General features: G+C 67.8%; 11 protein-coding genes and 1 riboswitch. Of the genes, 5 read left to right on the top strand and 6 right to left on the bottom strand.

The annotated features are described in order from the left end of the window. Positions 1-24: 24 nt before the first annotated feature. From ACT86A_RS04075 to ACT86A_RS04060, 4 genes are all read right to left on the bottom strand, one after another. Complete coding sequence (locus tag ACT86A_RS04075; protein WP_445090612.1) at positions 25-1,122, bottom strand: CaiB/BaiF CoA transferase family protein; 1,098 nt, start codon at positions 1,120-1,122, stop codon at positions 25-27. 220 nt (positions 1,123-1,342) lie between these two features. Then, positions 1,343-2,557: an O-succinylhomoserine sulfhydrylase gene (locus tag ACT86A_RS04070; protein WP_445090611.1), complete on the bottom strand. Its 1,215-nt coding sequence runs from the start codon at positions 2,555-2,557 to the stop codon at positions 1,343-1,345. Beyond that, positions 2,554-2,973 carry a rhodanese-like domain-containing protein gene (locus ACT86A_RS04065; protein WP_445090610.1) on the bottom strand — a complete coding sequence of 140 codons (420 nt, stop codon included), beginning with the start codon at positions 2,971-2,973 and terminating at the stop codon, positions 2,554-2,556. Before ACT86A_RS04065 ends, ACT86A_RS04070 begins: the two co-directional genes overlap by 4 nt. Before the next feature lie 14 nt (positions 2,974-2,987). After that, positions 2,988-3,105: riboswitch (SAM riboswitch) on the bottom strand. Between the two features lie 63 nt (positions 3,106-3,168). Further along, positions 3,169-3,618 carry an Rv0361 family membrane protein gene (locus tag ACT86A_RS04060; protein WP_445090609.1) on the bottom strand — a complete coding sequence of 150 codons (450 nt, stop codon included), beginning with the start codon at positions 3,616-3,618 and terminating at the stop codon, positions 3,169-3,171. A 375-nt stretch (positions 3,619-3,993) separates the two neighbouring features. Between ACT86A_RS04060 and ACT86A_RS04055 the strand changes: the two genes are divergently transcribed. Together ACT86A_RS04055 and ACT86A_RS04050 are read left to right on the top strand one after the other, a co-directional pair. Continuing rightward, a complete protein-coding gene (locus ACT86A_RS04055; protein WP_445090608.1) occupies positions 3,994-5,457 on the top strand; it encodes an FAD-dependent oxidoreductase in 1,464 nt (487 codons plus the stop codon). A gap of 111 nt (positions 5,458-5,568) precedes the next feature. Beyond that, entirely contained in the window at positions 5,569-6,444 is an 876-nt protein-coding gene (locus tag ACT86A_RS04050; protein WP_445090607.1) for an amidohydrolase family protein, read from the top strand. A gap of 43 nt (positions 6,445-6,487) precedes the next feature. Here the strand turns inward: ACT86A_RS04050 and ACT86A_RS04045 are convergent, their stop codons facing one another. Together ACT86A_RS04045 and ACT86A_RS04040 are read right to left on the bottom strand one after the other, a co-directional pair. Further along, entirely contained in the window at positions 6,488-6,970 is a 483-nt protein-coding gene (locus ACT86A_RS04045) for a DUF456 domain-containing protein (protein ID WP_445090606.1), read from the bottom strand. Positions 6,971-7,138: 168 nt separating this feature from the next. Beyond that, entirely contained in the window at positions 7,139-7,897 is a 759-nt protein-coding gene (locus ACT86A_RS04040; protein WP_445090684.1) for an HAD-IIA family hydrolase, read from the bottom strand. A gap of 291 nt (positions 7,898-8,188) precedes the next feature. Here ACT86A_RS04040 and fgd point away from each other — a divergent pair, with 291 nt between their 5' ends. The 3 genes from fgd (at position 8,189) to ACT86A_RS04025 (ending at position 12,795) form a co-directional block, all read left to right on the top strand. Next, the gene (fgd, locus tag ACT86A_RS04035; protein ID WP_445090605.1) at positions 8,189-9,199 is read left to right on the top strand and encodes a glucose-6-phosphate dehydrogenase (coenzyme-F420); all 1,011 of its coding nucleotides are present in this window, start codon (positions 8,189-8,191) and stop codon (positions 9,197-9,199) included. Positions 9,200-9,382: 183 nt separating this feature from the next. Continuing rightward, positions 9,383-11,455: a phosphate acetyltransferase gene (pta, locus tag ACT86A_RS04030; protein ID WP_445090604.1), complete on the top strand. Its 2,073-nt coding sequence runs from the start codon at positions 9,383-9,385 to the stop codon at positions 11,453-11,455. Positions 11,456-11,571: 116 nt separating this feature from the next. After that, positions 11,572-12,795, top strand: coding sequence for an acetate kinase (locus tag ACT86A_RS04025; protein ID WP_445090683.1), 1,224 nt, complete (start codon positions 11,572-11,574; stop codon positions 12,793-12,795). Positions 12,796-12,799: the final 4 nt, after the last annotated feature.

Below are 12,799 nucleotides of genomic sequence, written 5' to 3'. Positions count from 1 at the left end.
GGCGCCAGCGCCCACGCGGCCGTCTCAGTCGGCCCAGACCGAGTCGATCGGCGTGGCCGTGGTCGGCGGCGGGGTGGGGACCGCGTTCGGCGTGCGGGAGAAGCGCGGCGCCGGCGCGTGCTGGGTGATGTTGTCCAAGTTCAGCAGTGAGCCGCGGGCCGCGATGTGCTCGTTGGTCGCCGCCTCCTCGAAGGTGAGCACCGGTGAGACACAGGCGTCGGTGCCCTGGAAGATCTCCGTCCACTCAGCGCGCGTCTTGGTTCGGAAGCGTTCGGCGAAAAGCTTTTTCAGCGTGTCCTGGCCCGCGGGGTCGAGCTGGGCTGGCAGCCCTTCGGCGTCGATTTCCAGCCCGGCGAGCAGTTGTGCGTAGAACTGGGGTTCGAGCGCGCCGACCGCCAAGTATTTGCCGTCGGAGGTTTCGTAGGTGTCGTAGAACGACATCCCCGTGTCGAGCAGGTTCACGCCGCGCTCGTCGGACCAGGCGCCGCTGCCGCGCATGGCCCAGATCAGGTGCGAAAGGGCAAGGGTGCCATCGACCATGGCGGCGTCGATCACCTGGCCCTTGCCGGAATTCTGCCGCTCGACCAGCGCGGCCAGGATGCCGAAGATCAGGAACATCGAACCGCCGCCGAAATCGCCCACCATGTTCAGCGGCGGTACCGGCCGTTCGCCTTTGCGGCCGATGGCGTGCAGCACGCCGGTGATGGAGATGTAGTTGATGTCGTGCCCGGCGCGGTCGGCCAGCGGGCCCTGCTGACCCCAGCCGGTCATCCGGCCGTAGACCAGGCGCGGGTTGCGGGCGAGCGCGTGGTCCGGGCCGAGACCCATCCGCTCGGTGACACCGGGGCGGAAACCCTCGATCAGTACGTCCGCTTTGTCGATCAGCCGGAGCACCTTCGCCACGTCCGCCGGGTCCTTGAGATCCGCCTCGACGATGGTCCGGCCGCGCAGCTGCGCCCGGTCGTGCTCGCCGGACAACTGCCCGGGGCGCTGCACCCGCACCACCTCGGCGCCCAGATCGGCGAGCAGCAGCGCCGCGTGCGGACCGGGGCCGAGACCGGCCAATTCGACGATCTTGATGCCCGCGAGGGGGCCCCGCTCAGGGATGGATGGAGTACTCACGCCCTACCTCACATGGTCGTTGATCCAGCTTGTCGTTGATTCAGCGCACCGACAGCTGGTGCGTCGTCCCGGCCGTCGCCGAACGGGTGAATTGACAGTAGGACAATAACGCCGGAAGGGCGAGCCGGGTCACACTCGCACGCCGGGTCGGCGATGGGCGGCAGCAACCGGCCCCGGATATCGGCCGCGTGCCGTTCTCCGGGGACCGGTGCCGGGTCGCTCAGGAGAGGGCTCGGTCGAGGTCGTCCAGGAGGTCTTCGACGTCTTCGAGGCCCACCGAGACGCGCAGGACGCCGTCGGACAGGCCGATGGTGGCGCGGCCTTCGGCGCCCATGGCGCGGTGGGTGGTGGTGGCCGGGTGGGTGATCAAGGTCTTGGCGTCGCCGAGGTTGTTGGAGATGTCGATGACGCGCAATCGGTTCAGCACCTCGAAAGCGCGCTTCTTCGCCTCGTTCTCGGGGGCGTCCAGCTCGAAGGTGACCACGGTGCCGCCCCCGCTCATCTGACCGGTGGCCAGCGCGTGCTGCGGATGCGACTCCAGGAAAGGGTATTTCACCCAGCTGACCGCCTTGTTGTCCTCCAGGAAGCGGGCAACCCGCAGTGCGGAGTCGACCGAATGGCGCACCCGCAGCGGCATGGTTTCCAGACCCTTCAGCAGGGTCCACGCGTTGAACGGGCTCAGCGCCGGACCGGTATGGCGCATCAGCGTTTTCACCGGCCCGTCGATGTAGTCCTGCGCGCCGAGAATCGCTCCGCCGAGTACCCGGCCCTGCCCGTCGATGTGCTTGGTGCCGGAGTAGACCACCACGTCGGCGCCGAGTTCGAAGCCGCTTTGCAGCAACGGTGTGGCGAAGACGTTGTCCAGCACCACTTTCGCGCCCGCGGCATGGGCCAGTTCGCTCACCCTACGGACATCGACCAGGGTCTGCATCGGATTGGCGGGCGTCTCGAAGAACACCGCATTGGTCGGCACCGACAGCGCCTGCTCCCACTGGTCGAGATCCTCGCCGTCGACGAAGACGGTCTCCACGCCCCAGCGCGGCAGGATCTCGTTGCACACCACGAAGCAGGAACCGAATAGGCTGCGCGCGGCGACCAGCCGGTCACCCGCGCCGAGCAATGCGCCCAGCGCGGTGAACACCGCCGACATGCCGCTCGCGGTGGCGAAGCACGCTTCGGCGCCGTCGATCAGCCGGATCCGCTCCTCGAACATGGCGACCGTCGGATTGCCGTAGCGGGAGTAGACGAAATGCTCCGCCTCGCCGGTGAACGCGGCCTCGGCGGCTTCCGCGCTCTCGTAGACGAAGCCGGAGCTCAGGTACAACGCCTCGGAGGTTTCCTCGAAGCCGGAGCGCCGCAGTCCGCCCCGCACACCGAGCGTCGCGGGACCGACACCCTCGGGCAGGGGCTTGTCGAACGCGCCGCCGGTGATCACGACTGCCGCCAGGGCAGTCCGAGGGCGCGCCAGCCGGCGCCGCCGCGATGCCCGAACCCATCGAGCGGACCCTCGAAGCCGTCGAGCACGTTGTAGGAGGTGTGGTAGCCGGCCGCGGTGGCGGCGATCGCCGCGCCGACCGAACGCTGGCCGGAGCGACAGAGGAACACCACCGGCGTGGCGGGATCGTGGTTGTCGAGTGCCTGCCGCAGTTGCTCGACGAAGGCCTCGTTGCGCGCGCCGGCGGAGTCGACCCACTCGATCAGCACGGTAGGCCGATCGATCGAACTCGTGTCGGGGACGCCGACAAACCGCCATTCGGCTTCCGTCCGCACGTCGACGAGAACGGTTTCGGGATTGTCGCGCAACAGTTCCCATGCCTGCTGGGGGGTGATGTCACCGGCGTAATTGCTCATCTGCTCCTCCTGCGAATCCGCACTTGCCGCGCCCGCGTCTTCGAGCACGGCCCGGTCGTCACCCGGAGCACCCCACCGCGGAGGAGGGTTGCCGACCAGTAATGCCGGGGCTTGACACTGGTTCTCATGACCTTCGACTGAGATTGCACCGAGCCGGGTCACCGTGTCAAACGGTGGCTCACACTGCGCGAACGCTCAGGTGCAGACCAACCACTTGGCGCCGGATCTGGTGAGGTTCCACGTCTTGGTCGTCTCCGTGCCGTCTGTCACCGTGGTCACGGTGGCCTTGCCTTTGTCGCCGTCGACGATCGGGGGATCGATTTTCCTGATCTCGACTGACTTTCCGGCGCCGGACTGCCCGGCCAGCGGCGAACGGGCGGCGTCGAAGCCCTGGCATCCGGTACCGGGCGCCGGCACCGTCTCGGTGCCATTGGCGCCCTCGACGAAGTTGCGGACGGCCGCGGCGATGCGGTCGGAATCTGTGACATTTTTCTCAGCAGGCGACAGGACTCCGCCGAGCACGATCGCGCCGAGCACGATCGCCGCGATCACCGCGGCCGCGATGAACGGGATCGCGGAAGGCTGGTCGGTCTGATCGACCTGGATGATGTCGTCGTCGTCCGCGGTCGGCCGCTGCTCGGTCATGGCTCGATGATCCCTGGTCGGCGGGGTTATCGGGCGCTCGGCCCCACCGGAAAGGGGGGAGTCGCCGCCGGGACCCCAACAGCCGCTTCAGACCGAACGAGAGCGGGTATGCGCCGATTGTGAGGTTCTATGGCATCCACGGGGTTCACGCACCGGCTCGAGGCGCGATCGAGGGTCCCGATAGAATCGCGGGACGGCAGCCTGCTGTGATAGCGAATCGGCAGCTCGTCGCCGCGGCGAACGGAGCACCGTGCAGCCACGAGCCGGCAACGCCGGCGTCCGCACCGGACCGGGGCGACCTAGCCGGTGTGTCAACTTAGCCTAAGCTAAGCCAGACGTCATTAATTGTTTCGACCATGAGGGTGCGCGTAAGAAATGACCGAACAGAGTGCAGTATCGGATGGCGGTGTTCGCGAGCCCTCGGTGGCGACGCAGGCTTCCTCCTCCGGGCCTGACGCGCACACCGCGCCGACCCGCCCGCTCCGCATTGCGATCGTGGGCGCCGGACCGGCGGGGATCTACGCCGCCGACGCGCTGATGAAGTCCGACGCCGAGGTGAGTATCGACCTGTTCGAGCGCATGCCCGCGCCGTTCGGGCTGATCCGCTATGGCGTCGCCCCCGACCACCCGCGGATCAAGGGCATCATCACCGCCCTGCACAAGGTGCTCGACAAGCCTCAGGTCCGCCTGCTCGGCAATATCGACTACGGCACCGACATCACCCTCGATGACCTGCGTGCCTTCTACGACGCGGTGATCTTCTCCACCGGCGCCAACGCCGACCGCGCCCTGCCCGTCCCCGGCATCGACCTCGACGGTTCCTTCGGCGCCGCCGACTTCGTGTCCTGGTACGACGGCCATCCCGACGTGCCGCGCAGCTGGCCGCTGGACGCGGAGAAGGTCGCGGTGCTCGGTGTGGGCAACGTTGCCCTGGACGTGGCCCGCGTGCTGGCCAAGACCGGCGACGAACTGCTGCCCACCGAGATCCCGCCGAACGTGTACAACGGGCTCAAGGCGAACAAGGCCGTCGAGGTCCACGTCTTCGGACGCCGCGGTCCCGCCCAGGCCAAGTTCACCCCGCTGGAGCTGCGCGAACTCGACCACTCGCCGACCATCGAGGTCATCGTCGCCCCCGAGGACATCGATTACGACGAAGGCTCCGAAGCCGCGCGCCGGCATTCCAAGCAGGTCGACATGGTCGCCAACACCCTCGAGCAGTGGGCGATTCGCGACGTCGGCAACCGGCCGCACAAGCTGTTCCTGCACTTCTTCGAGTCCCCCGCCGAGGTGCTCGGTGCGGACGGCAAGGTCGTCGGCCTGCGCACCGAGCGCACCCAGCTCGACGGCACCGGCAACGTCAAGGGCACCGGCGTGTTCAACGACTGGGATGTGCAGGCGGTGTACCGCGCCGTCGGCTACCTGTCGCAGAACATCAGCAGCCTGCCCTTCGACGACCAGGCGGGCACCGTGCCGAACGAGGCCGGTCGCGTGATCGCCGACGAGAACGCCGACGGCGCCGAGCGCTACATGCCGGCCACCTACGTGACAGGCTGGATCAAGCGTGGCCCGGTCGGCCTGATCGGCCACACCAAGGGCGACGCCAACGAGACCATTGCCTGCCTGCTCGACGACGCCGCCGGCTTCACCCCGGCCGAGCGGCCCGACCCGGCGGCCGTCACCGAGTTCCTCGAAGGCAAGGGCATACCGTTCACCACCTGGGCCGGTTGGTACCGCCTCGACGCGCACGAGCGCTCCCTCGGCGAACCCGAAGGGCGCGAGCGCGTCAAGGTGGTCGAGCGCGAGGACATGCTGCGCGCCAGCGAACCGCACAAGGTCTGATCACTCCGCCGCGCCCGATTCCGCTGCCGCGGCAGCACCCCTCGTTGCGGCAGCGGTAAATCCGGCACTGACGCGGCAGCGGAAAATCCGACACTGAGGCATTCTGTACACGTGTTCGATGCCCACCTGCACATCTTCGACCCGCGGTTCCCGCTGGCCGAAAACGAGGGCCACCTGCCCGACCCGTTCACCATCGCCGACTATCGCCGACGGATGTCGCGGTTCGACATCTGTGGCGGCGCCGTGGTCAGCGGGTCCTTCCAGGGCACCGATCAGAGCTACCTGAAGGCCGCCCTCGCCGAGCTCGGCGAGGGCTGGGTCGGTGTCACCCGTCTCGACTTGGACGCCACCGACGAGGAAATCATCGAACTGGACCGTATCGGCGTGCGCGCGCTGCGGTTCAACCTCAAACGCGCGGCCACCGACATCACCGGCATGACGCTGCAAGCGCTGCGCGCGCACGAATTGGCCGGCTGGCACGTCGAGGTCTATATCGACGGCACGATGCTCGCGTCGCTGCAACCGGTCATCTTGAAGCTGCCCGCGCTCTCGGTCGATCATCTCGGGATGTCCGAGGAGGGGCTGCCGTACCTGCTCGATCTCGTCGACCGCGGGGCGCGGGTCAAGGCAACGGGTTTCGGCCGGGTCGCGATGAACGTCGCGGACGCGCTGCGCCGCATCCACGCGGTGAACCCCGAAGCGCTCATGTTCGGCACCGATCTGCCCGGCACCCGAGCGGGACGCCCGTTCGAGGACGCGGATGTCGACCTGCTCTGCGACGTCGTCGGCACCGACATGTACGCGGTGCTCGAAGACAACGCGCGCGCGTTCTACCGGCTCCCCGCTCGCAAGCGGGCCGTCACCGCCGACCCGGCGCCCACGCTTCCGCTGTATCGCCCGCAACCTCCGACACTACGGCTGCGCCGCGATGAATTGCCCGGCGCGCGAGCCGGCGACACGATCCCGTTCCCCGCCATCGACCGCTGACACTCGGCTGCGGCATGCGCGCTGTGTTCGATGATTCGCTCGCTCAGGCAGCGATCGCGCCGACGACCCAGACACCGGTGGCCAGCAGCGCGCCGAAGAGCTCGATGAGGATGGACAAGCCGACGCCTTTCAGCGCGTGAACCGTTGCCCGCCACGCCTGTTGGTTGCCGCGCAGCCGCTCGAGTTCCGAAAGATACACACCGACAACGAAACCGACGAACAAGCCCACCACCGGGATCACGAAGAATCCGACGATGCCGAGAACCGCGCCCACGAAGACCGCGCGATTCGATACCCCCGCGTCCTTCATCTTCCGCCCCGGCCAGGTGTATTTGACGACTCCGGACAGCACCAGCAGCAATGTGCTGATCGCGAAAACCGCCCACGCGGTCGCACCGCCGGTCAGCACCGCCCAGACGGCGATCGCTCCGAATATCAGGATGACACCCGGCAGGATCGGAACAACGATCCCGATCAGGCCGACCAAGATCACCAGGCCGACAAGGAACTCACCCCACACGCCCACTGACGGTTCCTCCGCATCCCCGCGAATCTCTTGTTGCTGGGATTCTGGCGCACCGATGCCGACCGTGCACACCGGGTTCGAGAAATTGCGTTCAGGCACTCATCGGTTGGGCTGCCTGGCGAAGCTGCTGCCTGCGAGCGAGTGGTCGCTGTACTACGCCCGGCCCGGTCAACTGGTGAACGGGGACTTGGTCTTTCCGATCAGGTCGGCGACGGAGTCCAGCACCATGGTGGGGCGGTAGGGGTAGGCCTCGAAGGACGCGCGGGTGGAGATGCCGGAAGTGACCAGGATGGTGCGCATGCCTGCTTCCAGGCCGGAGATGACGTCGGTGTCCATCCGGTCGCCGATCATCACGGTGGACTGGGAGTGGGCGCCGATGCGGCGCAGCGCGGAGCGCATCATCAGCGGGTTCGGCTTGCCGACGTAGTACGGCTCACGGCCGGTGGCACGGGTGATCAGCGCGGCCACCGACCCGGTCGCGGGCAGTGAGCCGTCGCGGGACGGGCCGGTCGGGTCCGGGTTGGTCGCGATGAAGCGGGCGCCGCGCTCGACCAGCCGGATCGCGGTGGTGATCGCCTCGAAGGAGTAGGTCCTGGTCTCGCCGAGCACCACGTAGTCGGGTTGGCTGTCGGTGAGCACGTAGCCGATCTCGTGCAGCGCGGTGGTGAGTCCGGATTCGCCGACGACGTAAGCGGTTCCGTTGGGCCGCTGTTCGTTCAAGAAGGTGGCGGTGGCCAGCGCGGAGGTCCAGATGGCCTCTTCCGGGATGTCGAGCCCGGTGTGCCGCAGGCGCGCTTGGAGATCGCGCGGTGTGCGGATCGAATTGTTGGTCAGCACCAGGAACGGCGTCTCGTTGGCCCGCAGCTCGGCCAGGAAGTCGTCGGCGCCGGGGATGAGATGGTCCTCGTGCACCAGCACCCCGTCCATATCGGTCAGGTAGGACAGGATCGGTTCGTCTAGTGCGGTCACGCGGCCATTATCCGTTACCGGAGGGCAACCGAAACCGGGAGGATCAGCAGTGCTCCCCGCTGGCATCCAGCATGGTTGCGGCCCACGAAATATCTCGCCCGGGCCGCGTTGTTGTCCTGCAGCGCGCCCGGCCGTCACCGGGCGATGAAGATCATCCACGGCATGCCGTCCGCGCCGCACCACGACGGGCTTGCGGGCTACTGTCGAGGGCGGATCGCGATGGCGAACGAGACGCGAGGAGCGTGGCAGATGAGCGGACTCAAGCTCGGATACAAGGCATCGGCGGAGCAGTTCGGCCCCCGTGAGCTGGTAGAGATAGCGGTGCTGGCCGAGGAGCACGGCCTGGACAGCGCCACCGTGAGCGACCACTTCCAGCCGTGGCGGCACAAGGGCGGGCACGCGCCGTTCTCGTTGGCCTGGATGGCCGCGGTCGGCGAGCGCACCCAGCGCATCCAGCTGGGTACGTCAGTGCTCACCCCGACCTTCCGCTACAACCCGGCCGTGATCGCGCAGGCATTCGCCACCATGGGCTGCCTGTACCCGGATCGTGTCATGCTCGGGGTCGGTACCGGTGAGGCGCTCAATGAGATCGCCACCGGATACACCGGCGAATGGCCGGAGTTCAAGGAGCGTTTCGCCCGCCTGCGCGAGGCGGTCGACCTGATGCGTGCGCTGTGGACCGGCGACCGCGTCGACTACGACGGCGAGTACTACCGGACCGTCGGCGCTTCCATCTACGACGTGCCCAAGGGCGGCATTCCGATCTACATCGCCGCGGGCGGTCCGCTCGTCGCGCGGTACGCCGGACGCGCGGGCGACGGTTTCATCTGCACATCGGGCAAGGGCATGGACCTCTACACGGAGAAGCTGCTGCCCGCAGTGGCCGAGGGTGCGGCGAAAGCGGGCCGCGCTGTCGACGACATCGACCGGATGATCGAGATCAAGATCTCCTATGACACCGATCCGGAGCTGGCACTGGAGAACACCCGCTTCTGGGCCCCGCTCTCGCTGACCGCGGAGCAGAAGCACAGCATCACCGACCCGATCGAGATGGAAGCCGCCGCCGACGCACTGCCGATCGAGCAGATCGCCAAGCGCTGGATCGTCGCCGACGACCCCGACCAGGCAGTGGCGCAGATCAAGCCCTACCTCGATGCCGGTCTCAACCACCTCGTGTTCCACGCCCCCGGCCACGACCAGCGCCGCTTCCTCGACCTCTTCCAGCGTGACCTGGCCCCCCGGCTGCGCCGCCTCGCCTGAGCCCGGTCCGCGAGTGGGACTACCGGGTGCCGCCCGCAGGACGGGACCGGGGGCCGGATTCACCGGCACGTCGTGCGGCGTGCGCACCGGCCTGCGGGGCCGGCGGCTGGTTCGTGCTCGGTGGTGACCTGCGGCTCTCTCGCAACGGGGCCCGGGAGCCGCCGATTCACTAAGCTCTCGGGCATGGCCGATAACGCTCCATCAGCCGTCTACATCGCCGCGCCGGAAGGTGACACCGGCAAATCGACGGTGGCTCTCGGAGTGCTGCAAATGCTGTGCGCCACCACGGCACGGGTGGGCGTGTTCCGTCCGATCACACGCTCGACCGCCGAGCCCGACTACGTCCTGGAGTTGCTGCTCGAGCACAGCACCGCGGATATCGACTACACGCAGGCCATCGGCACGACCTACGAGCAGGTGCACGCCGATCCGGACGCGGCGATCAGCGAGATCGTCCAGCGCTTCCACGCGGTCGCGAAGATGTGTGACGCGGTGGTGGTGGTCGGCAGTGACTACACCGACGTGGCCAGCCCCAGCGAGCTGCGGTTCAACGCCAGGATCGCGGTCAACCTGGGCGCTCCCGTATTGCTGGTGGTCCGCGGCGCGGACCGCACCCCGGACGAGGTGAAGCAGCTGGCCGAACTGTGTGCGGCCGAACTGTCTCACGAGCACGCGCAGTTGGCCGCCATCATCGCCAATCGCTGCGACCCACACCAACTGGGGGCGGTCTGTGCCGCGCTGCGCGGGTTCGACGCCCCGTCCTGGACCCTGCCCGAGGTCCGGCTGCTGATCGCGCCGACCATGGCCGAGCTGTGCGCGGCGATCGACGGCGAAATGTACAGCGGCGACCCGGAATTGCTGCACCACGAGGCGCTGCAGATCATGGTCGGTGGCATGACGGCCGAACACATTTTGGAGCGCCTGGTCGAAGGTGTCGTGGTGATCGCACCGGGCGACCGGTCGGAGGTTCTGCTCAGCGTCGTGAACGCGCATGAGGCGGAAGGCTTTCCGGCGCTATCGGGCATCATCATGAACGGCGGACTGCTGCCGCATCCCGCGGTGGCGCGGCTGATCACCGGCCTCGAACCCAGGCTGCCGATTCTCACCACCGATCTCGGCTCCTACGAAACCGCGAGCGCGGCCTACCGCACCCGCGGCCGCATGTCGGCGGGCAGCGCACGCAAGGTCGACACCGCGCTCGCCCTCATGGAGGAACACGTCGAAGCAGTGGAGCTGTTGCGGCGCATCGACGTTCCGCCCAGCTCGGTGGTCACGCCGCAGATGTTCGAATACCAGCTCATCGAGCGCGCACGGGCCGACCCGCAACGCATCGTGCTGCCGGAGGGCGACGACGACCGGATCCTGCGCGCGGCAGGCCGGGTGCTGCAACGCAAGATCGCCGACCTGGTCATCCTCGGCGACGAAGCAGCGGTGCGCGCCCGCGCCGCCGAACTCGGTGTGGACATTTCCGCCGCGCAGGTGCTCGACCCGCGCAGCTGCGGCTACCTGGACGAGTTCGCAGCCGAATACGCGCAACTGCGCAAGCACAAGGGCATGACTCTGGAGCGGGCCCGCGAAACCGTGTCCGACATCTCGTATTTCGGCACCATGATGGTGTACCGCGGGATCGCCGACGGGATGGTCTCCGGCGCCGCGCATACCACCGCGCACACCATTCGGCCGTCGTTGGAGATCATCAAGACGGCGCCGGGCGTGGCCACCGTCTCCAGCGTATTTCTGATGTGCCTGGCCGACCGGGTGCTCGCCTACGGCGACTGCGCGGTCGTACCGGACCCGACCTCGCCGCAGCTGGCCGATATCGCGATCTCTTCGGCGGCGACCGCCGCCCGCTTCGGGATCGAACCCAGGGTCGCGATGCTGTCCTACTCCACCGGCGCGTCCGGCAGCGGGGCGGATGTGGACAAGGTGCGGGTCGCGACGGAGCTGGTGCGCGAGCGCGCGCCGGAACTGCCGGTGGAGGGACCGATCCAGTACGACGCCGCGATCGAGCCCACTGTCGCCGACGCCAAGCTGCCCGACTCCGAAGTCGCGGGCCGTGCGACCGTGTTCGTGTTCCCAGATCTGAATACCGGCAACAACACCTATAAGGCCGTGCAGCGCAGCGCGGGAGCGATCGCGGTCGGACCCGTGCTGCAAGGTCTGCGCAGGCCGGTCAACGACTTGTCCCGCGGCGCTCTGGTGGCCGACATCGTCAACACCGTCGCGATCACCGCCATCCAGGCGCAGCAGCGATGAATGCGGGCGCCGATAACTCCAGCAGCGTCGCGGCGCGGAGCAATCGCGTCGTGAACAATCGAGAAGCGACTGCTCACGCTGGTCGGGTGCGAGCTTCCGGCAGCGACGGCGGCGTCATGAGCAAGGCGGCCGAGGACCTGGTGCTGGTGATCAACTCCGGCTCGTCGTCCATCAAATATCAGCTCCTGGACCCGGAGTCCGGCGTGATTGCCGCGTCCGGAATCGTGGAACGGATCGGCGAGAACGACGGGAGGATCGAGCACCACGCCGATGGCGAGACCACCGAGCGTCCCGGGCGGATCATCGACCACACCGCGGGCCTGCGCCTGATCTTCGACGCGTTCCGCGCGACGGGACACGATCTGGTGTGCGAGGGTGTGCGCGCGATCGGCCATCGCGTGGTGCACGGCGGTGAGGTGTTCTACCGGCCCACGCTGATCGATGACGCGGTTGTCTCCGCGATATCCGATCTCACCGTGCTTGCGCCGCTGCATAATCCGGCCAATGTGGCCGGCATCGAGAGCGCGCGTGAATTATTGCCCGGCGTACCGCAGATCGCGGTGTTCGACACCGCCTTCTTCCATGACCTGCCCGCCGCCGCCAAGACCTACGCGATCGACGCCGAAGTCGCCGCCGCCCACGGTATTCGGAAGTACGGATTCCATGGCACCTCGCACGAGTATGTGTCGGGGCGCGTCGCCGAGTTTCTCGGACGTGATCCAGCCCAGCTGAATCAGATCGTCTTCCACCTGGGCAACGGCGCATCGGCCGCCGCCCTGCGCGGCGGCCGCCCGATCGACACCACGATGGGCCTGACGCCGCTGGAGGGGCTGGTGATGGGCACCAGGTCGGGTGACCTGGATCCCGGCATCGTCGCGCACCTGATGCGGTCGGCGCAGCTGGACATCGACCAGGTCGACACCTTGCTCAACCGGGATTCCGGTCTCAAGGGGCTGTCCGGCGTGAACGATTTCCGCGAATTGCGGCGTCTCATCGCGAGCGGAGACCGAGCCGCCCAGCTCGCCTACGACGTGTACATCCACCGGCTGCGGCGTTATCTCGGGGCGTACCTGATCGAACTCGGCGACGTCGACGCGATCACCTTCACCGCCGGAGTCGGCGAGAACAGTCCACAGGTGCGCGCCGATGCCCTGGCCGGCCTCCCTCGGTTCGGCATCGACGTCGACCCGGTCGCGAACGCTGCGAAAGAACATGCCGCGCGGCGTATTTCGGTGTCCAGCGCACCAGTTGCCGTGCTGGTGGTGCCGACCAATGAGGAGCTGGCGATCGCGCGCGCCGCGCGGCGCGTGGTCGCCGACCTTGATCGCGGTCGATCTTGAAGCA

The organism is Nocardia glycosmidis, from assembly GCF_052545115.1.
The sequence above is the reverse complement of the archived record's forward strand: the minus strand, read 5'-3'. Positions and strand labels throughout refer to the sequence as shown.

Coding starts and splice junctions, on each gene's coding strand:
- ACT86A_RS04040 (WP_445090684.1), bottom strand. CDS start 7,897: ATGGACGGGGTGCTGGTGCACGAGGACCATCTCATCCCCGGCGCCGAC.
- ACT86A_RS04060 (WP_445090609.1), bottom strand. CDS start 3,618: ATGACCGAGCAGCGGCCGACCGCGGACGACGACGACATCATCCAGGTC.
- ACT86A_RS04025 (WP_445090683.1), top strand. CDS start 11,572: ATGAGCAAGGCGGCCGAGGACCTGGTGCTGGTGATCAACTCCGGCTCG.
- fgd (WP_445090605.1), top strand. CDS start 8,189: ATGAGCGGACTCAAGCTCGGATACAAGGCATCGGCGGAGCAGTTCGGC.
- pta (WP_445090604.1), top strand. CDS start 9,383: ATGGCCGATAACGCTCCATCAGCCGTCTACATCGCCGCGCCGGAAGGT.
- ACT86A_RS04065 (WP_445090610.1), bottom strand. CDS start 2,973: ATGAGCAATTACGCCGGTGACATCACCCCCCAGCAGGCATGGGAACTG.
- ACT86A_RS04055 (WP_445090608.1), top strand. CDS start 3,994: ATGACCGAACAGAGTGCAGTATCGGATGGCGGTGTTCGCGAGCCCTCG.